This window comes from Streptomyces sp. NPDC057307 (assembly GCF_042667665.1).
Classification (GTDB): domain Bacteria; phylum Actinomycetota; class Actinomycetes; order Streptomycetales; family Streptomycetaceae; genus Streptomyces.
Genome location: NZ_JBHUZM010000081.1, coordinates 13,995 through 34,856, shown reverse-complemented (window position 1 = coordinate 34,856; position 20,862 = coordinate 13,995). Strand labels below are relative to the sequence as shown.

The 20,862-nt window shown below is 68.9% G+C and carries 21 protein-coding genes; 19 read left to right on the top strand and 2 right to left on the bottom strand.

Translation table 11 applies throughout. From position 1 onward, the window contains the following. The first annotated feature begins 135 nt into the window (after positions 1 to 135). Positions 136 to 723 carry a hypothetical protein gene (locus ACFUN8_RS24525; RefSeq protein ID WP_383641433.1) on the top strand — a complete coding sequence of 196 codons (588 nt, stop codon included), beginning with the start codon at positions 136 to 138 and terminating at the stop codon, positions 721 to 723. 75 nt (positions 724 to 798) lie between these two features. On the opposite strand, the gene ACFUN8_RS24520 is transcribed toward ACFUN8_RS24525, so the two are convergent. Beyond that, positions 799 to 1,119, bottom strand: a complete 321-nt coding sequence (locus ACFUN8_RS24520) for a ferredoxin (RefSeq protein ID WP_354603285.1) — start codon at positions 1,117 to 1,119, stop codon at positions 799 to 801. A gap of 253 nt (positions 1,120 to 1,372) precedes the next feature. Between ACFUN8_RS24520 and arc the strand changes: the two genes are divergently transcribed. From arc to prcA, 6 genes are all read left to right on the top strand, one after another. Further along, positions 1,373 to 3,139: a proteasome ATPase gene (gene arc, locus ACFUN8_RS24515; protein ID WP_383641430.1), complete on the top strand. Its 1,767-nt coding sequence runs from the start codon at positions 1,373 to 1,375 to the stop codon at positions 3,137 to 3,139. A 236-nt stretch (positions 3,140 to 3,375) separates the two neighbouring features. Further along, the gene (gene dop, locus ACFUN8_RS24510; protein ID WP_383641427.1) at positions 3,376 to 4,887 is read left to right on the top strand and encodes a depupylase/deamidase Dop; all 1,512 of its coding nucleotides are present in this window, start codon (positions 3,376 to 3,378) and stop codon (positions 4,885 to 4,887) included. Positions 4,888 to 5,021: 134 nt separating this feature from the next. After that, positions 5,022 to 5,240, top strand: coding sequence for a ubiquitin-like protein Pup (locus ACFUN8_RS24505; RefSeq protein ID WP_382566357.1), 219 nt, complete (start codon positions 5,022 to 5,024; stop codon positions 5,238 to 5,240). A gap of 7 nt (positions 5,241 to 5,247) precedes the next feature. Next, positions 5,248 to 5,841, top strand: a complete 594-nt coding sequence (locus ACFUN8_RS24500) for an endonuclease VII domain-containing protein (RefSeq protein WP_383641424.1) — start codon at positions 5,248 to 5,250, stop codon at positions 5,839 to 5,841. Then, the gene (gene prcB, locus ACFUN8_RS24495; RefSeq protein ID WP_382566359.1) at positions 5,793 to 6,638 is read left to right on the top strand and encodes a proteasome subunit beta; all 846 of its coding nucleotides are present in this window, start codon (positions 5,793 to 5,795) and stop codon (positions 6,636 to 6,638) included. Before ACFUN8_RS24500 ends, prcB begins: the two co-directional genes overlap by 49 nt. Positions 6,639 to 6,694: 56 nt before the next feature. Continuing rightward, positions 6,695 to 7,468, top strand: coding sequence for a proteasome subunit alpha (prcA, locus tag ACFUN8_RS24490; RefSeq protein ID WP_382566360.1), 774 nt, complete (start codon positions 6,695 to 6,697; stop codon positions 7,466 to 7,468). Positions 7,469 to 7,524: 56 nt separating this feature from the next. On the opposite strand, the gene ACFUN8_RS24485 is transcribed toward prcA, so the two are convergent. Continuing rightward, on the bottom strand, positions 7,525 to 8,562 hold the full coding sequence (locus ACFUN8_RS24485; protein ID WP_383641421.1) for a LacI family DNA-binding transcriptional regulator: 1,038 nt from the start codon (positions 8,560 to 8,562) through the stop codon (positions 7,525 to 7,527). 160 nt (positions 8,563 to 8,722) lie between these two features. Here ACFUN8_RS24485 and ACFUN8_RS24480 point away from each other — a divergent pair, with 160 nt between their 5' ends. The 12 genes from ACFUN8_RS24480 to ACFUN8_RS24425 all read left to right on the top strand — a co-directional run bounded on the left by ACFUN8_RS24480 (position 8,723) and on the right by ACFUN8_RS24425 (position 20,747). Next, positions 8,723 to 9,994, top strand: a complete 1,272-nt coding sequence (locus ACFUN8_RS24480) for an MFS transporter (RefSeq protein WP_383641418.1) — start codon at positions 8,723 to 8,725, stop codon at positions 9,992 to 9,994. A gap of 9 nt (positions 9,995 to 10,003) precedes the next feature. Next, complete coding sequence (gene pafA / locus ACFUN8_RS24475) at positions 10,004 to 11,365, top strand: Pup--protein ligase (protein WP_354603294.1); 1,362 nt, start codon at positions 10,004 to 10,006, stop codon at positions 11,363 to 11,365. A 127-nt stretch (positions 11,366 to 11,492) separates the two neighbouring features. Next, positions 11,493 to 12,428 carry an FKBP-type peptidyl-prolyl cis-trans isomerase gene (locus tag ACFUN8_RS24470; protein WP_383641415.1) on the top strand — a complete coding sequence of 312 codons (936 nt, stop codon included), beginning with the start codon at positions 11,493 to 11,495 and terminating at the stop codon, positions 12,426 to 12,428. Between the two features lie 43 nt (positions 12,429 to 12,471). Continuing rightward, positions 12,472 to 12,846, top strand: a complete 375-nt coding sequence (locus tag ACFUN8_RS24465; protein WP_383641412.1) for an FKBP-type peptidyl-prolyl cis-trans isomerase — start codon at positions 12,472 to 12,474, stop codon at positions 12,844 to 12,846. A gap of 140 nt (positions 12,847 to 12,986) precedes the next feature. After that, entirely contained in the window at positions 12,987 to 13,943 is a 957-nt protein-coding gene (locus ACFUN8_RS24460) for a helix-turn-helix transcriptional regulator (protein ID WP_383641410.1), read from the top strand. 17 nt (positions 13,944 to 13,960) lie between these two features. Continuing rightward, positions 13,961 to 14,926 carry a helix-turn-helix transcriptional regulator gene (locus ACFUN8_RS24455; protein ID WP_383641407.1) on the top strand — a complete coding sequence of 322 codons (966 nt, stop codon included), beginning with the start codon at positions 13,961 to 13,963 and terminating at the stop codon, positions 14,924 to 14,926. 26 nt (positions 14,927 to 14,952) lie between these two features. Further along, on the top strand, positions 14,953 to 15,207 hold the full coding sequence (locus ACFUN8_RS24450; protein ID WP_383641404.1) for a hypothetical protein: 255 nt from the start codon (positions 14,953 to 14,955) through the stop codon (positions 15,205 to 15,207). 30 nt (positions 15,208 to 15,237) lie between these two features. After that, positions 15,238 to 15,435 (top strand): hypothetical protein, encoded by a 198-nt coding sequence (locus tag ACFUN8_RS24445; RefSeq protein ID WP_383641401.1) that lies wholly within the window; start codon positions 15,238 to 15,240, stop codon positions 15,433 to 15,435. A 204-nt stretch (positions 15,436 to 15,639) separates the two neighbouring features. After that, positions 15,640 to 15,933 carry a Sec-independent protein translocase subunit TatA gene (tatA, locus tag ACFUN8_RS24440; protein WP_383641398.1) on the top strand — a complete coding sequence of 98 codons (294 nt, stop codon included), beginning with the start codon at positions 15,640 to 15,642 and terminating at the stop codon, positions 15,931 to 15,933. 112 nt (positions 15,934 to 16,045) lie between these two features. Further along, entirely contained in the window at positions 16,046 to 16,936 is an 891-nt protein-coding gene (tatC, locus tag ACFUN8_RS24435) for a twin-arginine translocase subunit TatC (protein ID WP_383641395.1), read from the top strand. Positions 16,937 to 16,953: 17 nt separating this feature from the next. Further along, positions 16,954 to 17,850, top strand: a complete 897-nt coding sequence (locus ACFUN8_RS24430; protein ID WP_383641392.1) for a diacylglycerol kinase — start codon at positions 16,954 to 16,956, stop codon at positions 17,848 to 17,850. Positions 17,851 to 17,918: 68 nt separating this feature from the next. Next, positions 17,919 to 20,747 (top strand): DEAD/DEAH box helicase, encoded by a 2,829-nt coding sequence (locus ACFUN8_RS24425; RefSeq protein WP_383641439.1) that lies wholly within the window; start codon positions 17,919 to 17,921, stop codon positions 20,745 to 20,747. Positions 20,748 to 20,862: the final 115 nt, after the last annotated feature.

The window sequence follows — 20,862 nt, the reverse complement described above, 5'->3', positions numbered from 1 at the left end:
GTTCACGTCCGTCCGACGCGAACTCGGCGGCGGCGTCTTTACGTTGACCTTACGGACCCCGCTGTTCCGCCGCACTGTGACGTGTGGCACGATTCACGCCACCCCCACCGGCACTGCCTTCACAGGAGACACCGCGTGCAGATCTCCGACGTCCCGGACCTCGCGCACACCCGCCCGCGTCCCGTGCACTGGCTCGCCACCGCCACCGCGATGGCCGCCGTGGTCGCCGCCGCCGGTCTGCTCCAGCCCGACGCCGCCACGGCCAACCAGTCAGGCTCCGGACCCGCCGGACGCACCGCCCCGAAGACGGCGCCGCTGCCCGCGCCCGACACCGCCGCCGTGGACTTCCCCCTCGCCTGCGGTGGCGCGAAAGCACTGGTCACGAAGAAAGCCACCGGGGACCTCGACGGCGACGGCCGCCCCGAGACCGTGGCCGCCGCCCGCTGCGACGCCGGCTCCGGCACCCCGCCCCACGGTGTGTACGTACTCACAGCGACCAAGGACGCCGGCGCACCCCGCATCGTGGCGACCCTGGTGGACCCCGCCGACCGGCAGACCGTCGCCGACCTCGAAATACGCGACGGCCTCGTCCGCGCATGGCTCCTCGGGTACTCGGGCCCGGACGTCCCGGGCTGCTGCCCCGACGAGGAGCAGAGCCTCACCTGGCAGTGGAAGAACGGCGCCTTCGTACGGAGCGCCCGGAACGAGTCACAGAGCGTCTGAACCGATCACACCGGGTCACCTCGCTCCGGGGTACGCCGTCGGCGTAACCCCCGAGTCACCCACCCGCCGGGACGCTCACTCCGCGTCGGGGCCGTACACCTCGACACTGTCCGAAACGCGCCGCACATGAATGCAGTCGCCCGGGCACTCCTTGGCCGAGTCGACGACGTCCTTGAGGATCGGCAGCGGCACGCGCGTGGCCGCGCCGGGGGACTGCAGAAGTTCGTCGTCGGCGCTCTTCACATAAGCGAGGCCGTCGATGTCCAGCTCGAAGACGTCGGGCGCGTACTGGGCGCAGATCCCGTCGCCGGTGCAGAGGTCCTGGTCGATCCAGACCTCGAGCGGCTCGCCGCCCTCGGTGACTGCGTCGGTCGGAGCCTGCTGCTGCACGGTCATATCTCCTGCCGTTTCTTGCGTGGGATGAGGCAATCTCTGGCAAGTCACGCCAGCCCTGACGGGTGTTGAACACTTCGACGATACAACCGGCCGCTTTCCGATGTTGAACGGTGGGTATTCCCCTGGCGTGAGGGAGAGCGCAAGGGTGAAGATCGGACACGCCCCGACAGTCTTTGTGATCTAGGGGTTTTAATCACCACCTACCCAGGTAGGGTCAGGAAGCGTCCAGCTCCCCTTGGAGGAGGTGAGGACCGTGGCAGCCCACGACGACGACATCAACCGCGGCATCCGGCCCGGACGAGGGTCTGAAGACCCGGCCGGCCAGGTTGCCTATCTCGAGCAGGAAATCGCCGTCCTGCGACGTAAGCTCGCCGACTCTCCGCGTCATACGAGGATTCTCGAAGAGCGGATCGTCGAACTGCAGACGAACCTGGCAGGTGTGTCCGCGCAGAATGAGCGGCTCGCCAATACGCTGCGAGAGGCCCGCGACCAGATCGTGGCCCTCAAGGAAGAGGTCGACCGGCTCGCACAGCCGCCGGCCGGCTTCGGCGTCTTTCTGCATGCGAACGAGGACGGCACGGCCGACATCTTCACCGGGGGCCGCAAGCTCCGGGTGAACGTCAGCCCCGGCGTCGAGCTCGAAGAGCTCCGACGCGGCCAGGAAGTCATGCTCAACGAGGCCCTCAACGTGGTCGAGGCCATGGAGTTCGAGCGGGCCGGGGACATCGTCACCCTCAAGGAGATCCTTGAGGACGGCGAGCGCGCCCTGGTCGTGGGGCACACCGACGAGGAACGGGTGGTGCGGCTCGCGGAGCCGCTGCTGGACATCACCATCCGCGCCGGCGACGCCCTCCTGCTCGAACCGCGCTCCGGCTACGTCTACGAAGTGGTTCCCAAGAGCGAGGTCGAGGAACTCGTCCTCGAAGAGGTCCCGGACGTCGACTACACCAAGATCGGCGGTCTCGGCGGCCAGATCGAGATGATCCGGGACGCGGTCGAACTTCCGTACCTCTACCCGGACCTCTTCAAAGAGCACGAACTGCGCCCGCCGAAGGGCATCCTGCTCTACGGTCCGCCCGGCTGCGGCAAGACACTCATCGCCAAGGCCGTGGCCAACTCCCTTGCCAAGAAGGTCGCCGAAGTCAGCGGCCGGCCCGCGGGAAAGAGCTACTTCCTCAACATCAAGGGCCCCGAGCTCCTCAACAAGTACGTCGGCGAGACCGAGCGGCACATCCGCCTGGTCTTCCAGCGTGCCCGTGAGAAGGCCAGCGAGGGCACTCCCGTCATCGTCTTCTTCGACGAGATGGAATCCCTCTTCCGCACCCGCGGATCCGGCGTCAGCTCGGACGTGGAGAACACCATCGTCCCGCAGCTGCTCGCCGAGATCGACGGTGTGGAGGGCCTGGAGAACGTCATCGTCATCGGCGCCTCCAACCGCGAGGACATGATCGACCCCGCGATCCTGCGCCCCGGCCGGCTCGACGTGAAGATCAAGATCGAGCGTCCGGACGCGGAGGCGGCGAAGGACATCTTCGCGAAGTACCTCCGGTCCTCGCTGCCCCTGCACGAGGACGACCTGTCCGAGCACAAGGGCTCGCCCGAGTCCACCGTCCAGGGCATGATCCAGTCGGTCGTCGAGCGGATGTACACCGAGTCCGAGGAGAACCGCTTCCTCGAGGTCACGTACGCCAACGGCGACAAGGAAGTCCTGTACTTCAAGGACTTCAACTCCGGCGCGATGATCCAGAACATCGTCGACCGGGCCAAGAAGATGGCCATCAAGGACTTCCTCGACGAGAACCAGCGAGGACTCCGCGTCGCCCATCTCCTCCAGGCCTGCGTGGACGAGTTCAAGGAGAACGAGGACCTGCCCAACACCACCAACCCGGACGACTGGGCCCGCATCTCCGGCAAGAAGGGCGAGCGGATCGTCTTCATCCGCACCCTGGTGACCGGAAAGCAAGGCGCGGACACCGGACGCTCCATCGACACGGTGGCGAACACCGGACAGTACCTGTAAGGCACAGACCGGCTGCGGATGTCCGGACGGGCATCCGCAGCCGGTTGCTTTCCCCGTACCTTTCACGACACCAGGCCAATGACGGAAACGATCTCCCCACCAGTGCAGAGGCGTTCTAGGCTCTTCGGTACCGCCGCGTCGCGCAGTGCGGGGACGGGCACCGCACACGCACCGGAGAGACAGCGGTACTTGAGCGCCGTTCCCGAAGGGGAGCGCCGCCGGGCAAGGAGGGCCGCATGACCGTACGGCGAGTAATGGGCATCGAGACGGAGTACGGGATCTCCGTCCCCGGCCAACCGAACGCCAATGCCATGCTCACCTCGTCCCAGATCGTCAACGCCTACGCGGCGGCGATGCACCGGGCGCGCCGCGCCCGCTGGGACTTCGAGGAGGAGAACCCGCTGCGGGACGCACGAGGCTTCGACCTCGCCCGCGAGGCCGCCGAGTCCAGCCAGCTCACCGACGAGGACATCGGGCTGGCCAATGTCATCCTCACCAACGGCGCGCGGCTGTACGTCGACCACGCGCACCCCGAATACAGCTCTCCGGAGATCACCAACCCGCGTGACGCCGTCCTGTGGGACAAGGCCGGCGAGCGCATCATGGCCGAGGCCGCCGAGCGCGCCGGACAGCTTCCCGGCGCCCAGCCGATCCTGCTCTACAAGAACAACACCGACAACAAGGGCGCCTCGTACGGCACGCACGAGAACTACCTGATGAAGCGGGAGACCCCGTTCTCGGACATCGTGCGGCACCTGACGCCGTTCTTCGTCTCGCGGCAGGTCGTCACCGGCGCCGGCCGGGTGGGCATCGGCCAGGACGGCCACGAGCACGGATTCCAGATCAGCCAGCGGGCCGACTACTTCGAGGTCGAGGTCGGTCTGGAGACCACCCTCAAACGGCCCATCATCAACACCAGGGACGAGCCGCACTCGGACGCCGAGAAGTACCGCAGGCTCCATGTGATCATCGGCGACGCGAATCTCTCGGAGATCTCCACCTATCTCAAGCTCGGGACGACATCCCTGGTCCTGTCCATGATCGAGGACGGGTTCATCAATGTCGACCTGGCCGTGGACCAGCCCGTACGCACGCTTCACCAGGTGTCGCACGACCCGTCCCTGGGCCGTCTGATCACGCTCCGCAGCGGGCGGACACTCACCGCTGTGCAGCTCCAGATGGAGTATTTCGAACTGGCGCGCAAATATGTCGAGGAGCGGTACGGCGCCGACGCCGACGAGCAGACCAGGGACGTACTGGGCCGTTGGGAGGACACGCTCAACCGGCTGGAGAACGACCCGATGAGCCTGTCGGGCGAACTCGACTGGGTCACCAAGAAGGAGATCCTGGAGGGCTACCGCCGCCGGGACGGCCTGGAGTGGGACGCGGCGCGGCTGCACCTGGTCGATCTCCAGTACGCGGACGTGCGCCCCGAGAAGGGCCTGTACAACCGTCTGGTGGCCCGCGGCAAGATGAGCAGGCTCCTGGACGAACCGGACGTCGAACGGGCCGAGACAAAGCCTCCTGAGGACACTCGCGCCTATTTCCGGGGCCGCTGTCTGGAGCAGTACGCGGACGACGTGGCCGCGGCCTCCTGGGACTCGGTCATCTTCGACCTGCCGGGCCGGGACTCGCTCCAGCGGGTACCGACCCTGGAACCGCTCCGGGGCACGCGCAACCACGTCAAAGCGCTCCTGGACCGGTGCCGCACGGCCGAAGACCTGGTCCGGGTGCTCTCGGGCGGCTGAAATGGCCCCGGTCCGGGAATCATGGAGGTGGCCCCCGGACGTTGTACGAACTGCGGGGCCGATGTCCGAGCCTGCTTGTAGGGTCGGATCTTGAAGGTCACATCGAGCGGGGCGAACCGAGCGGGGTGAGGGATATGGCGACCAAGGACACCGGCGGCGGGCAGCAGAAGGCGACGCGTTCCACGGAGGACGCCGAGGAGCAGACCGAGGACGTACAGCAGTCCGAGGACCTCCAGGAGCGCCAGGAGAAGCTGTCGGACGACGTGGACTCCGTGCTGGACGAGATCGACGACGTCTTGGAAGAGAACGCTGAGGACTTCGTGAGGTCATTTGTTCAGAAGGGCGGCGAGTAGTTAGCGAATGTCCGAATCGGGCGATGGCAAGAAGTGCCCTCGGTGTCAGCGGTTGCTGGAGCGAGAGGCGTTTGCGGGTAATCGCTCGATGAGCGACGGACTCCAGGTGTACTGCAGGGAGTGCGCCGCCAACTACTACCGTCAGAGCCAAGAGGCGAAGGGGCGCGCGGTGCGGGTGAAAGTCCCCGTGCCGCGCGGGCACAAACGCTGTCCGCAGTGCGGCGAGGTCAAGAGCTACGCGGAGTGGGAACTCAACCCGACGTCGTCGGACGGCTATGCGAGCTACTGCAAGCTGTGCCGGGCTCAGCGGAACCAGGAAAGCTACTTCAAGCGGAAGTACGGCATCACGATGGCGGAGCGCGACGAGATGATCTCGTCGCAGATGGGCATCTGTGTCATCTGCCTATCTGCTCCCGCCGCGCATGTGGATCACTGCCACGAGACGGGTAGGGTCCGAGGCGTACTGTGCTTCAACTGCAATTCGGCCATTGGCAAGTTGGGGGATGATCCCGACACCCTGCGCCGTGCCATCGCATACCTGGAGGGAAACGCGTGGAAGCCAACACTCGTAGCACCGGGCGTCTACCGGCTGCCTTCCTGACGCCCGGGTCCGCCTCGTTCATGGACTTCCTGTCCGTCCACTCGCCGGAGATCCTGCCCGGCAATCGGGTGCTGCCGCCCGTCCAGGGTGCGATCGAGGCGCCGCACGGGACGACGATCGTGGCCGTGACCTTCGACGGCGGGGTCATCCTCGCCGGTGACCGGCGGGCCACCATGGGCAACATGATCGCGCAGCGCGACATCGAGAAGGTCTTCCCGGCCGACGAGTACTCGGCCGTGGGTATCGCGGGCACGGCGGGTCTCGCCGTGGAGATGGTCAAGCTCTTCCAGCTGGAGCTGGAGCACTTCGAGAAGGTCGAAGGCGCGCAGCTCTCCTTCGAGGGCAAGGCCAACCGGCTCTCCACCATGATCCGCAGCAATCTCGCCATGGCCATGCAGGGCCTGGCCGTCGTCCCGCTCTTCGCCGGCTGGGACGTCGACCGCGGGAAGGGCCGCATCTTCTCCTACGACGTCACCGGCGGCCGTTCGGAGGAGCACGGGTACGCGTCCACCGGCTCGGGCTCGCTCTTCGCCCGCGGTGCGATGAAGAAGCTCTTCCGTGAGGGGCTGACGGAGGAGCAGGCCATCACCCTCGTCATCCAGGCGCTGTACGACGCGGCGGACGACGACTCGGCCACCGGCGGCCCGGACGTGGCCCGCAAGATCTATCCCATCGTCAACATCATGAGCGACGAGGGCTTCCGCAGGGTCACCGACGAGGAGTCCTCGCAGGTCGCCCGTTCGATCATCGAGCGCCGGCTGGAACAGCCCGACGGCCCGCGCGCCGAGCTGCTCTGACGCCCGGCCTCCTCCGCCGAATAGACATGTCACTGACAGGAAGGGACGGATAGCCGGTGTCGACGCCGTTCTATGTCTCACCCCAGCAGGCCATGGCCGACCGGGCGGAGTACGCCCGTAAGGGCATCGCCCGCGGTCGCAGCCTGGTTGTGCTGCAGTACGCCGACGGCATCGTCTTCGTCGGTGAGAACCCGTCCCGCGCGCTGCACAAGTTCAGCGAGATCTACGACCGGATCGGTTTCGCCGCCGCCGGTAAGTACAACGAGTACGAGAATCTGCGCATCGGTGGCGTCCGCTACGCGGATCTGCGCGGATACACCTACGACCGCGACGATGTGACGGCCCGTGGGCTCGCCAACGTCTACGCGCAGACGCTGGGCACGATCTTCTCCAGTGCCGGTGAGAAGCCGTACGAGGTGGAGCTGGTCGTCGCCGAGGTGGGTCCGACGGCCGACGGGGACCAGATCTACCGGCTGCCGCACGACGGGTCGATCGTGGACGAGCACGGCTCGGTCGCCGTGGGTGGCAACTCCGAGCAGATCAGCACGTTCCTGGACCAGCAGCACCGGGACGGGATGTCCCTCGCCGAGGCGCTGAAGCTGGCCGTGCAGGCCCTGTCCCGGGACACGAACGGGAGTGAGCGGGAGATCCCCGCCGAGCGGCTGGAGGTGGCGGTCCTGGACCGTACCCGGCCGCAGCAGCGCAAGTTCAAGCGTGTCGTCGGCCGTCAGCTCGCCCGCCTGCTGGAGGCGGACGGCGCGGCGTCCACGCCGACGGACGCTCCGTCGGACACCGAGGAGTCGGAGGAGTCCGGCGACGCGGAGGAGTGAGCGGCGAGGTTCTTCCGGTGCCCCGGGCCGCCCGTGCGGTCCGGGGCACCGGTCCGTCAGGGGCCCGGCGGGGGTGCGGTCGAGCCGCGGATCACCAGTGAGACGGGCAGCACGGTGTTCTCGGGCTCGCGGCCGTCGAGGATGGCGAGCAGCGCGGACATGCCGTGCTCGCCGACCCGTTCGGCGGGCAGCCGCACGGTGGTCAGTTCGGGCTCCACGGCCGTGGCGAGGGCCAGGTCGTCGAAGCCGGTGACGGAGACGTCGTCCGGCACCCGCAGGCCGAGTTTCCGTACGGCCTTGACGGCGCCCGCCGCCAGCACGTCGCTGTCGCAGATCAGTGCGGTGGGGCGCGGTCCGGGGCCGTCGAGTGCCCGTTCGGCGGCCTCCCGCGCCGCGTGCACCTCCAGGGCCGACGGCACGGTGCGTACGAGGGCTCCGGGCACGCCACGTACCGCCTCGGCCAGCGTGTCGGCGCGCACGGTGAACGTCCAGGAGGTCACGGCCGAGGCGAGGTGGGTGATGCGGCGGTGGCCGAGGCCGAGCAGATGGCCCGTCACCTGCCGCATGGCGTCGGCGATGTCGAGGTTCACGTGTGCGGCGGCGCCGGAGCCGGCGGGGTCGCTGTCGAGCATGACCAGTGGCAGGTCGGTGCCCCGGATCGCGGCGAGCGCCTCGGCCGCGATGGACGAGGCGATCACTCCGTCCAGCGCCGCCCGCGCGGACGCGAACGGGTCCTTGGCGGGCCCGATGCCGTCGGGCGACGGATAGAGGACCACCCCGAAGCCGTGCTCGGTGGCCACGGACGCGGCGCCCGTGTAGACGCGGGCGAAGAACTCGTGGGTGAGCGCGGGCACCACCAGCAGCGCGGTCCTGGTCCGGCCGAGGCGGAGACTGCGGGCGGCGAGATTCGGCCGGTAGCCGAGGTCGCGCGCGGTGTCCCGGACGAGCCCGGCGGTGCGCTCGGAGACCCGGCCGCGCCACTTGTCGCCGAGGACGAGGGACACGGTGGCCTGCGACACCCCGGCCGCGTGCGCCACGTCCCTGCTGGTCGGCCTCGCGGGCGGCCGGGCGGCCGTGCCGGGCGGCTCTGCCATCGTTCTCGTCCTCCGTGCCGACTGCCGCGGGCGGGGGCGCCCGGATGTGTGACCCGCGAGCCGGTGGACCCGTGGGCTGCGCACATGGTACGTATGACGTCGGAAGTTATACGTACAACTTGCTTGTGCCGGGTGAACCGGGGGAGCGAAAAGGGGAGTCATGGCCGCAGGCTATGTGGACATTCTCAAGGCACCGCACGCCGCGCGACTGCTCACCGGCACGCTCGTCGGCCGGCTGCCCAGCGCCACCGGCCATATCGCGATCGTCCTGTTCACCCGCGACGCGGGCGGCAGCTACTCCCTCGCGGGCGTCCTGACGGCCGTCTACGGGCTCTCCACCGCGATAGGCCAGCCGCTGCTCGGCCGGGCCGTGGACCTGGTCGGCCAGCCGCGCGTCCAACTCCCCGCCGCCGTCGTCTCCGCCCTCGGCATGGTCCTCCTCGCCTTCACCGGAATCGACCCGCTGCCCCTCGCCTTCGCGGCGGTGGTCGTCGCCGGGCTGTTCACCCCGCCGCTCGAAGGCGGCCTGCGGGCCCTGTGGCCGAGCGTGCTCGGCCGGGAGGACCGGGTCCACCGGGCGTACGCCATGGACGCCGTGGCGCAGGAGGTGATGTTCACGGCGGGCCCGCTGTTCGTCACCCTTCTCGTCGCGCTCTGGTCGCCGGGCGCCGCCCTCCTGGTCATCAACGCCATCGGCGTCGTCGGGGCGCTCACCGTCGTGCTCTCCAAACCCTCGCGCGCCTGGCGCTCGGCGCCCCGGGAGGCGCACTGGCTCGGTGCCCTGCGCTCACCCGGCCTTCTCGCGCTCCTCGCCGCCTTCCTCTTCATCGGCCTGGCGCTCGGCTCCATCACCGTCGCCGGCGTCGCGTACGCCGACGACCAGGGCCGTGAGTCCGTGTACGGCTGGCTGATGGCCGCGCTCGGTCTCGGCGCGCTGGTGGGCGGCCTCGTGTACGGGGCCCGGCAGTGGACCGGCACCCCCGAACGCAGGCTGCTGTGGATCACCGGTCTGCTCGCCGCCGGCTATCTCCCCCTGATGCTCACGCCCGGCGTCGTGGCCATGTCGGCGCTCGCCGCCCTCGCCGGGGTCTTCCTGGCGCCCGCACTGGCCTGTGCCTTCATCGTGGTCGACCGGCACGCCCCGCGCGGCACCGTCACGGAGGCGTTCTCCTGGCTCGTCACCACCTTCGGTGTCGGCACGGCCTTCGGTACGGGAGTGGCGGGACCGGCCGTCGAACTGGGCGGGACCTCGGCGAGCTTCGCCGTCGCGGGGGCGGGCGGCGTCGCCGCGCTGCTGGTTCTGCTGGCCACCCGGAAGGTCCTCGCGGCTCCCGTCGAAGTGGCCGGCGGCGACCCGACCGGGGAAGCCGGATACGAAAATGATCGCAACGGTGCGGCCCAACACGGTTTCAGCTCAGGCCATCAGGCGTAATGTTCAGACATGGACCGCCGCATTTTCGGGCTGGAGAACGAGTACGGCGTCACGTGCACCTTCAGGGGACAGCGCCGGCTGTCACCTGACGAAGTGGCGCGCTACCTCTTCCGCCGTGTTGTGTCATGGGGCCGCAGCAGCAACGTCTTCCTGCGGAACGGCGCCCGCCTCTACCTCGACGTGGGATCGCATCCGGAATACGCGACACCCGAATGCGACAACGTGACCGAACTGGTCACGCACGACAAGGCGGGCGAGCGCATTCTCGAAGGCCTGCTCGTCGACGCCGAACGCCGCCTGCACGAGGAGGGAATCGCGGGCGACGTCTATCTGTTCAAGAACAACACCGATTCGGCGGGAAACTCCTACGGCTGCCACGAGAATTATCTCGTCGCCCGCCACGGGGAATTCTCCCGGCTCGCGGACATCCTCATCCCGTTCCTCGTCACCCGGCAGCTGCTCTGCGGCGCCGGCAAGGTGCTGCAGACTCCGCGTGGCGCGGTCTACTGCGTCAGTCAGCGTGCCGAGCACATCTGGGAGGGTGTCAGCTCCGCCACCACCCGTTCCCGTCCCATCATCAACACCCGTGACGAACCGCACGCCGACGCGGAGCGCTACCGCCGGCTGCATGTCATCGTCGGCGACTCGAACATGTCCGAGACGACCATGCTCCTCAAGGTCGGTGCCACGGATCTCGTGCTGCGCATGATCGAGGCGGGCACGGTCATGCGTGACCTCACCCTGGAGAACCCGATCCGGGCGATCCGTGAGGTCAGCCACGACATCACCGGTCAGCGCAAGGTGCGCCTGGCCAACGGGCGCGAGGCGTCCGCCATCGAGGTCCAGCGGGAGTACTACGAGAAGGCCGTGGACTTCGTCGACCGCCGGGGCATCCGCACCGGCACCGTGGAGCAGGTCCTGGAGCTCTGGGGCCGCACGCTCGACGCCATCGAGGCCGAGGACCTGGACCGGATCGGTACCGAGATCGACTGGGTCATGAAGTACAAGCTGATCGAGCGCTACCGGGCCAAGCACAACATGACCATGTCCCACCCCCGGGTCGCCCAGATAGACCTCGCCTACCACGACATCCACCGCCGCCGCGGGCTCTACTACCTGCTGGAGAAGCGCGGCCAGGCGGCCCGGATCTGCAACGACATGAAGATCTTCGAGGGCAAGTCCGTGCCCCCGCAGACCACCAGGGCCCGGCTGCGCGGAGACTTCATCCGCAGGGCCCAGGAGCAGCGGCGGGACTTCACCGTCGACTGGGTCCATCTCAAGCTCAACGACCAGGCGCAGCGCACCGTGCTGTGCAAGGACCCGTTCCGCTCCGTGGACGACCGGGTCGAAAAGCTGATCGCCGGTATGTGACCGTATCGAAGGACGGCATCCGTCGTCCCGGAACACGACTCGGGCCCCGTACGTTCCTCGTGCGGGGCCCTTGCCACGCCCTAGAGTGTCGAGGACCCAAACCTTCCGTCTGAGATCTGAGGAATTCGTGCGCCGACTTGCCGGCCTCGTCGTCATCCCCCTACTGCTGCTGTCGCTGGCGGCGTGCGGTGACGACGGAGGCTCCGACTCCACCTCGTCCAAGAACGGTTTTCCCGAGATCACAGCGGGTGCCAAGTTCGGTGAGAAGCCGACCCTCGGGAAGGGTGAGGGAACTCCGCCGAAGGAACTGCAGACCGACGTCATCAGTGAGGGTGATGGCGCGAAGGTCAAGAAGGGCGACGCGATCCAGGTCAACTACCTGGGCCAGTCGTGGGACTCGACCAAGCCCTTCGACAACAGCTTCGACCGCAAGGCCCCCTTCGACCTGACGCTCGGCGCCGGCATGGTCATCCAGGGCTGGGACAAGGGCCTGGAGGGCCAGAAGGTCGGCAGCCGTGTCGAGCTGGTCATCCCGCCGGACCTCGGTTACGGGGCGCAGGGCCAGGGCGACATCAAGCCCAACTCCACCCTCGTCTTCGTCGTGGACGTCCTGAAGGCGACCCAGGTCCCGACGACCGCCAAGGGCACCGAGGTCGCGCAGGACAACATCGACCTGCCCAAGGTCGGGGTCAACGCCGACGGCAAGGCACCCAAGGTCACGATCCCGAAGTCGGACCCGCCGAAGAAGCTCGTCTCCAACTACGTGCTGGAGAGCAAGGGCGAGGTCGTCAAGGCCACCGACTCGGTCGTGCTGAACTACGAAGCGCTGCTGTGGAAGGACGCCAAGACCTTCGACAGCACGTACAAGAACGGCAAGACCGTCACGTTCCCGCTGCCGCAGCTCACCCTCAAGGGTCTGAAGGACGGCGTCGTGGGCAAGAAGGTCGGCAGCCGTGTGCTGGTCGTCATTCCGCCGGCCGACGCGTTCGGTGACAAGGAGCAGGAAGGCATCCCGAAGAACTCCACTCTGGTGTTCGCCGTGGACATCCTGGCGAAGGTGTAACACTGTCCCGGTTGCCCCGTTCATCATTTAGAGGAGCAGTTCAGTGAGCATCGAGAAGCCCGAGATCGACTTCCCGGGTGGCGAGCCGCCGGCCGACCTGGAGATCAAGGACATCTGGGAGGGCGAGGGTGCCGTCGCCAAGGCGGGCGACACCGTCTCCGTCCACTACGTGGGCGTGGCCTTCTCCACCGGTGAGGAATTCGACGCCTCCTGGAACCGCGGTACGCCGCTGCAGTTCCAGCTCGGCGCCGGAAAGGTCATCTCCGGCTGGGACCAGGGTGTCCAGGGCATGAAGGTCGGCGGCCGTCGTCAGCTGACGATTCCCTCGCACCTCGCCTACGGCGAGCGTGGCGCGGGTGGCGGTGCCATCGCCCCCGGCGAGACGCTGATCTTCGTCTGCGATCTGGTCGCTGTCTGATCGACGACCCTGTCCGGTCACGAACGGACACACCGAGGGCCCATGCTGTCCGGCGTGGGCCCTCGGCTTTTACCGTGGGACCCCCGGGCGGTACGGTCGACGCGCGGATGCGGCACTATCAGATGAGGTGTAGGGCGTCGATGGCCATTGCCAAGGCCGAGCGGTTGATGAATCTCGCGCTGTGCCTGCTCGGCACCCGGCGCCCGCTCAGCAAGCGCGAGTTGCGCGAGTCCATCGAGGCGTATCTGGAAGCCGGGTCCGACGACTCCTTCAACCGGATGTTCGAGCGCGACAAGGACGATCTGCGCGAACTGGGCCTGGTCATCGAGACGGTGGAGAATCTGGACGGCGAGACGGGCTATCTGGCCCGCCGGGACAGCAACCGCCTCCCCGCCATCACGCTGGACGCCGAGGAGGCCGCCGCGCTCGGACTGGCCGCCAAGGTCTGGCAGCAGGCGCGTCTCGCGGGCGCCGCCAGCGGCGCGCTCCAGAAGCTGCGGGCCGCGGGTATGCCGGAGGCGGAGGACTCGTACGAGGCGCACCACAGCGCCCTCGAACCGCGTATCCCCGTCCACGAGGCCGCGTTCGAGCCGCTGATGCTCGCCTGCCGTGACCGCAGGCCCGTCGTGTTCGACTACCGCAAGGCCAACGCCGCCAAGCCCGAGCAGCGCCAGGTGGAGCCGTGGACGCTGGAGTGCTGGCGCGGCCACTGGTATCTGGCCGGCTGGGACCGGGAGCGGCGGGCCGAGCGGGTGTTCCGGCTTTCGCGGATCAGTGGGCGGGTCCGTTCCCGGACGGGGGAGTTCACCGCTCCCGTACCGGATGTGGTCACCGTGCGTGAGACGGTCGAGAGCTGGGCCGGTGAGACGGCGACGCGGTCGGCGTTGATCCGGCTGCGTTCCGAGAGCGGGTATCCGCTGCGTGCCCGGGCGGTGTCGTCGCGGGAACTGGGCGACGGCTGGGACGAGTTGGAGATTCCGTACGGCCATGGCCTGGACGCCTGGCTGGTGGAGTTCGGCCCCGACGTGGTCGTGCTGGAGCCCGCGGACCTGCGGGCCGATGTCGTGGACCGGCTGCGTGCCGTGGCCAAGGCCTGAGGGGACTCGTACACACCATGGCAGCCAACGCCATCGACCAGACCCGCCGGATGCTCTCGCTGGTGACGTATCTGCGCGAGCGCCCCGGCGCGCACGTGCAGGACGTCGCGCGCGCCTTCGGTATCACCGAGGACGAGTTGATCTCCGACCTCGATGTCCTGCCCATGTGCGGGACCAGTTTCCGCGGTGGCGACCTCCTCGACATCGACACCGACGGCGACCGCATCTGGTGGCACAACCCGGACGATGTCGCCGAGCCGCTGCGGCTGGCGGCCGACGAGGCCACCGCGCTGCTGGTGGCGGCCCGCGCCGTCGCCACCCTGCCGGGGCTGCGGGAGAGCGACCGGCAGGCGCTGCTGCGTGCCACCGCGAAGCTGGAGGCCGCCGCCGGGGAGGCGGCGGGGGCCAGCTCCCGGCTCTCGGTCACCTTCGAGTCGGAGGGCGGTGTCTTCGCGGACGTGGACCGGGCGATCTCGGAGCGGCGGCGGCTGTGGCTGCGCTACTACTCCCCGGCGCGGGACGAGCTGACCGAGCGCGAGGTCGATCCGATCAGGCTGTTCGCGGTGGGTCACACGTACATGGAGGCCTGGTGCCGGCTCTCCGAGGCGCGGCGTACGTTCCGGCTCGACCGGGTGGCGGAGATCAAGCTGCTCGACGAGCCGGCCGCGCCGCCGGAGCTGGAGCTGCGCGATCTGTCGGAGGGGCTGGTGCAGCCGTCGGCCGACGATCCGGAGGTGGTGGTCGAGGTCGGCCCCGGCGGGCGCTGGGTCGCCGAGTACTACCCGCACGACAGCGCGGAGGAACTGCCCGACGGCGGGTTGCGGATCACGCTGCGTACGCCGGCGCCCGCCTCGTTGCGGCGGCTCGCGCTGCGGCTGGGCGGGGACGGGCGTATCGCCTCGCCGCAGGATCTCGCGGAGAGTGCGCGGCGGGCGGCCGGTGAGGCGCTGGCGGCGTACGACTCCGACGCCTCGCACCAATAGAATCAGGGGATTTGGGGGATATGTCCATGATGGGTGGTTTCTCGACGTCGGCGTCCATGGTGCCGATCCTCTTCCAGGCCGCCTGCCCCGAGTGCCGGGCCCGCTTCGAGCTCTCGGCCGGCTCGCTGCGGCTCGCCATCGGCGCCAGCCGCCGTACGACGTTCTACTCGTTCACCTGCCCCGAGTGCGAGACGGCGGTGCGCAAACCCGCCGGTGAACGCATCGTCGAACTGCTCACCGGCGGCGGCGTACGGACGCTGCGCCTGCATTCGACGCACTAGGTCGACGCACCAGGAGAGAAGGCTGCTCGTATGTTCTGGCCCATGCTCGCCATCGCCCTGGGCTTCTGCGGGCTCGCCGTTCTCGGCGTGCTCGCGGTCCGGGTCTTCGTCGAGGCCCAGCGTCTCGGCCGTCAGGTCGCCTCCACCACACGGCGGATCAATCAGGCGGCGGAGGAACTGGAGCTGGCCGCCACCCATCTCGCGAAGACCGGAGACGCCATCCGATAAATGAATGCACCCTCCCTCCATCGCCAGTTCGGGCGGTAGGCTGACGAAGCGGTCTCGGACTGGAGGCGGGGGCCGTCGCAGGGAGTACGCACAGGCATTGCCCCACGTTTACCCCTGCGGGTTACGATCGCTGCCAGCACGACGGTCGGACATCTGTCCGGTCGACGTCCCAGACTCTGTCGCCTCGGTGAAGAAGGTAATGCTATGGGTAGGCTCGGCCCCACCGAGATCATCCTTATTCTCGTCGTCATCATCCTGCTCTTCGGCGCCAAGAAGCTTCCCGACATGGCCCGTTCGCTCGGCAAGTCGGCGCGCATCCTCAAGAGCGAGGCCAAGGCGATGAAGTCGGACGACAGCAAGAGCGGCACGGCTCCCACGGACCCGCCGACCGCCTCCGCCGACACGGACCAGCCCGCGCCCCGGACCATCCAGGCCGCGCCCGGCGATGTCACCAGCTCGCGGCCCGTCGCCGAGCCCACCGACTCGACCAAGCGCTGATCCGACCCCTGGGCCGATGCACGCACCGGGCACGGTGACGGCCTGCCGCACGAGATGAGGACGTGGGTTGCCCAAGTCTGCCCGCACAGAAGAGAAGGATCCCGAGGGGCGTATGCCGCTCGTGGAGCATCTTCGTGAGCTGCGCAACCGGATGTCGAAGGGCCTGCTCGCGATCATCGTCGTGACGATCGTGGCTGTGTTCTACAGCGAGCAGATCATGTCCTTCCTCGGCGAATCGGTGCCCTCGTGCGAGAAGGGCGAGGTCAGCGACGGCGGCAACTGTGCGAATGTCGTGTTCAACACCCTCACCTCGCCGTTCACCACGACGATCCGGATCAGCCTCACGACCGGCATCATCGTGGCCAGCCCGGTCTGGCTCTACCAGCTGTGGGCGTTCGTCGCGCCCGGCCTGCACAAGAACGAGAAGAAGTACACGTACGCCTTCGTGGCGAGCGCGGTGCCGCTCTTCACCGCCGGCGCGTACCTCGCCTACCTGATCCTGCCGATCAGCGTGAAGGTGCTCATCAGCCTGACGCCCGAGGGCTCCGGCAACCTCGTCTCGCTCGACGAGGTCCTCGACTTCACCACCCGGATGGTGCTGGTCTTCGGTCTCGCCTTCGAGCTGCCCCTGGTCCTGGTCATGCTGAACATGACCGGCATGGTCACCGGCCGCCGGATGGTCGGCTGGTGGCGCGGGGTCGTCATGGGCGTCTTCGTCTTCGGCGCGGTGATCACCCCGACGACCGACCCCGTGGGCATGCTCGCGCTGGCCGGACCGATCGTCGTCCTCTACTTCGGAGCGGTCGGCTTCTCACTCATCAACGACCGGCGCCGGCGTCGTAAGAACCCGGACGCCGAGCTGGACGACGACGAGGCGTCCGATCTGGACCACACGCCCGAGACCGTCGGAGCTGTCGAGCCGGTCTCCACGGTGGCCGCGCTGCCGGAGCAGGCGGACAGCAACCGTACGGCCCGTGTGAACGGCTACGACGACGTCACCTGAGCTGACCGGGCCGACCTGTGACCAGTGAGATCAGCCTGTTCGTCAATCCCACCGCCGGGCGCGGCAGGGGCGCGCGTGCCGCGCAGCCGGCCGCCCGCGCGCTCAGGGACGCGGGGTACTCCGTCCGTACGGTGCTCGGTTCCGACGCCGGCGACGCGTTGCGGCGCGCACGTGAGGCCGTCGCGGCGGGCACCGGCGCGCTCATCGCCGTCGGCGGGGACGGTCTGGTCTCCCTCGCCCTCCAGGCCGTGGCCGGTACGGACACCCCGCTCGGCGTCGTCGCGGTGGGCACCGGCAACGACTTCGGCCGGGCGCTGGGCCTGCCGGTCCGCGACCCCGCGGCGGCCGGCCGGATCGCGGCCGACGCGCTCAAGAACGCCGGGATCCGGGAGCTGGACCTGGGGCGGGTCGCGGGCCGCTGGTTCGGGACCGTCCTCGCCTCCGGCTTCGACTCACGCGTCAACGACCGCGGCAACCGCATGCGTTGGCCCAGCGGCCGCTTCAAGTACGACCTGGCGATGGTGGCCGAACTCGCCGCCTTCAGGCCCGTCCCGTACCGCATGACCCTGGACGACGGCATCGAACGGGAGATCGAGGCGACCCTGGTCGCCGTCGGCAACGGCCCCTCCTACGGAGGCGGCATGCGGATCTGCGCCGACGCCGCCATGGACGACGGCCTCTTCGACGTGACCGTCGTCGGCGACTGCAGCCGCGCCACGCTCCTGAAGGTCTTTCCGCGCGTCTACCGGGGCACCCACCTCGGCCACCCCAAGGTCACCGTCCACCGCACCGCGAGGATCACCCTCGCCGCCCCCGGCCTCACCGGCTACGCCGACGGGGAGCCGCTCGGCCCGCTGCCCCTGACCGCGGAGTGCGTCGCCGGGGCCGTACGGGTGCTCACCCCCGGCCCCTGACGGGGCCCGCCAGCTCGCCGATAAAGATCGCCTGACTGTCAGAGGGGACGGGTAGGCTCGTGAGCAAGATGACAGAGGACCTCACACCGGCCGAGCGTTACGCCGCAGCTCGGATCCGCGCAGCCGAGCAGGCCACCGCACTCGCGCCGTTCCGCGAGATGTACGACTTCGGCCTCGATCCGTTCCAGATCGAAGCCTGCCACGCCCTGGAGTCGGGCAAGGGCGTCCTGGTCGCGGCGCCCACCGGCTCCGGCAAGACGATCGTCGGTGAGTTCGCCGTGCACCTGGCCCTCGCCGAGGGCCGTAAATGCTTCTACACCACACCCATCAAGGCACTGTCCAACCAGAAGTACGCGGACCTGGCGAAACGCTACGGCGCCGACAAGGTCGGGCTGCTGACCGGCGACAACAGCGTCAATTCCGACGCCCCGGTGGTCGTCATGACCACCGAGGTCCTGCGCAACATGCTCTACGCAGGCTCCCAGTCGCTGACCGGCCTCGGCTATGTCGTGATGGACGAGGTGCACTACCTCTCCGACCGCTTCCGCGGCGCCGTCTGGGAAGAGGTGATCATCCACCTCCCCGAGTCCGTGACCCTGGTGTCCCTGTCGGCGACGGTCTCCAACGCCGAGGAGTTCGGTGACTGGCTGGACACCGTCCGTGGCAGCACCGAGGTGATCGTCTCCGAGCACCGCCCCGTGCCGCTGTGGCAGCACGTCTTCGCGGGCCGCCGGATGTACGACCTCTTCGAGGAGAGCACCGACCACGGCGGCCGTGGCGGGGCCCGCCGCGAGGTCAATCCGGATCTCTCCCGGCTGGCCCGGATGGAGAATCAGAAGACGTACAACCCGAAGGACCGCCGGCGGGGCAAGATGGTCCGCGAGGCCGACCGGGAGCGCGAGCGCAGACAGCGCGGCCGCGTCTGGACGCCGGGCAGGCCCGAGGTCATCGAGCGGCTCGACGCCGAGGACCTGCTGCCCGCCATCACCTTCATCTTCAGCCGGGCCGGCTGCGAGGCCGCCGTACAGCAGTGCATGTACGCCGGGCTCCGGCTCAACGACGACGCCCGGCGGGCCAGGGTCCGCGAGATCGTGGAGGCGCGCACCGCGTCCATCCCCACCGAGGACCTGCATGTCCTGGGGTACTACGAATGGCTGGAGGGCCTGGAGCGCGGCATCGCCGCCCACCACGCCGGGATGCTCCCGACGTTCAAGGAAGTCGTCGAGGAGCTGTTCGTACGGGGCCTGGTCAAGGCCGTGTTCGCCACGGAGACCCTGGCGCTCGGCATCAACATGCCCGCCAGGTCCGTCGTCCTGGAGAAACTCGTCAAGTGGAACGGCGAGCAGCACGCCGACATCACGCCCGGTGAGTACACGCAGCTGACCGGCCGGGCCGGCCGGCGCGGCATCGACGTCGAGGGCCACGCGGTGGTCCTGTGGCAGCGCGGCATGGACCCGGGCGCGCTCGCCGGCCTGGCGGGCACACGCACGTATCCGCTGCGCTCCAGCTTCCGGCCGTCGTACAACATGGCGGTCAATCTGGTGCAGCAGTTCGGCCGCCACCGCTCCCGCGAACTGCTGGAAACCTCCTTCGCCCAGTTCCAGGCGGACAAGTCGGTCGTCGGGATCTCCCGGCAGGTCCAGAAGAACGAAGACGGGATGGAGGGCTACCGGGCGGGCATGACCTGCCACTTGGGGGACTTCGAGGAGTACGCGCGGCTGCGCCGCGACCTCAAGGACCGGGAGACGGAGCTGGCCAAGCAGGGAGCCGTGCAGCGGCGGGCCGCCGCCGCGTCCTCGCTGGAGAAGCTCAAGCCGGGCGATGTCATCCATGTGCCGACCGGCAAGTTCGCCGGACTCGCGCTGGTGCTCGACCCCGGACTGCCGGCCGGGCGGGCCAACGGACACCGGGGCGTGGAGTATCACGACGGCCCGAGGCCGCTGGTCCTGACCGCCGAGCGGCAGGTCAAACGGCTCGCGTCGATGGACTTCCCGGTGCCGGTCGAGGCGCTGGACCGGATGCGGATCCCCAAGAGCTTCAATCAGCGCTCGCCGCAGTCGCGCCGCGACCTGGCGTCCGCGCTGCGCACGAAGGCCGGCCATGTCGTGCCGGAGCGGCACCGCAAGGGGCGCGCGCCGGCCGCCGACGACCGTGAGATCGCCCGGCTGCGCGCGGAGTTGCGCGCGCATCCGTGCCACGGCTGCGACGAGCGCGAGGACCACGCGCGCTGGGCCGAGCGCTACCACCGGCTGCAGCGGGACACCCGGCAGCTGGAACGGCGGATCGAGGGCCGTACGAACACCATCGCCCGCACCTTCGACCGTATCGTCGCCCTCCTCACGGAGATGGACTATCTGCGCGGCGACGAGGTCACGGGCAACGGCAAGCGTCTCGCCCGGCTCTACGGCGAGCTGGACCTCCTCGCCAGCGAGTGCCTGCGCGAAGGCGTCTGGGAAGGGCTCTCCCCGGCCGAACTGGCCGCGTGCGCCTCGGCGCTGGTCTTCGAGGCACGCCAGTCGGACGACGCGGTGGCGCCCCGGCTCCCCAGCGGCGCTTCGAAGGCCGCCCTCGGCGAGATGGTCCGCATCTGGGGCCGCCTCGACGCTCTGGAGGAGGACTTCAAGATCAATCAGGCGGAGGGGGTCGGCCAGCGCGAGCCCGACCTCGGCTTCGCCTGGGCCGTGCACATGTGGGCGTCGGGCAAGGGGCTCGACGAGGTGCTGCGCGACGCCGAGATGCCGGCGGGCGACTTCGTCCGCTGGTGCAAGCAGGTGATCGACGTCCTCGGGCAGATCGCCGCGGCGGCGCCCCGCGAGAACAGCACCGTCGCGAAGAACGCCCGCAAGGCGGTCGACGGGGTGCTGCGCGGGGTGGTGGCGTACACCTCGGTCGGGTGAGGGCGGAGAGGGGCGGCGGGGGAGTGAGTCGCGCGAGGAGTCGCCCAGTTCAGTGACCTGACGGCCACGTGCGGGTGAATGGGGCGGCTACGTAGGGTAGTTGATGGGATGCTCT

Bases quoted from the DNA above. Each gene is read 5' to 3' on its own strand.
- ACFUN8_RS24485 (WP_383641421.1), bottom strand. From the start codon at position 8,562: ATGGCAGAGCCGCCCGGCACGGCCGCCCGGCCGCCCGCGAGGCCGACC.
- pafA (WP_354603294.1), top strand. From the start codon at position 10,004: ATGGACCGCCGCATTTTCGGGCTGGAGAACGAGTACGGCGTCACGTGC.
- ACFUN8_RS24520 (WP_354603285.1), bottom strand. From the start codon at position 1,119: ATGACCGTGCAGCAGCAGGCTCCGACCGACGCAGTCACCGAGGGCGGC.
- ACFUN8_RS24480 (WP_383641418.1), top strand. From the start codon at position 8,723: ATGGCCGCAGGCTATGTGGACATTCTCAAGGCACCGCACGCCGCGCGA.
- tatA (WP_383641398.1), top strand. From the start codon at position 15,640: ATGGGTAGGCTCGGCCCCACCGAGATCATCCTTATTCTCGTCGTCATC.
- ACFUN8_RS24500 (WP_383641424.1), top strand. From the start codon at position 5,248: ATGTCCGAATCGGGCGATGGCAAGAAGTGCCCTCGGTGTCAGCGGTTG.
- ACFUN8_RS24460 (WP_383641410.1), top strand. From the start codon at position 12,987: ATGGCCATTGCCAAGGCCGAGCGGTTGATGAATCTCGCGCTGTGCCTG.
- tatC (WP_383641395.1), top strand. From the start codon at position 16,046: ATGCCGCTCGTGGAGCATCTTCGTGAGCTGCGCAACCGGATGTCGAAG.
- ACFUN8_RS24425 (WP_383641439.1), top strand. From the start codon at position 17,919: ATGACAGAGGACCTCACACCGGCCGAGCGTTACGCCGCAGCTCGGATC.
- ACFUN8_RS24505 (WP_382566357.1), top strand. From the start codon at position 5,022: ATGGCGACCAAGGACACCGGCGGCGGGCAGCAGAAGGCGACGCGTTCC.
- dop (WP_383641427.1), top strand. From the start codon at position 3,376: ATGACCGTACGGCGAGTAATGGGCATCGAGACGGAGTACGGGATCTCC.
- ACFUN8_RS24450 (WP_383641404.1), top strand. From the start codon at position 14,953: ATGATGGGTGGTTTCTCGACGTCGGCGTCCATGGTGCCGATCCTCTTC.
- ACFUN8_RS24455 (WP_383641407.1), top strand. From the start codon at position 13,961: ATGGCAGCCAACGCCATCGACCAGACCCGCCGGATGCTCTCGCTGGTG.
- ACFUN8_RS24445 (WP_383641401.1), top strand. From the start codon at position 15,238: ATGTTCTGGCCCATGCTCGCCATCGCCCTGGGCTTCTGCGGGCTCGCC.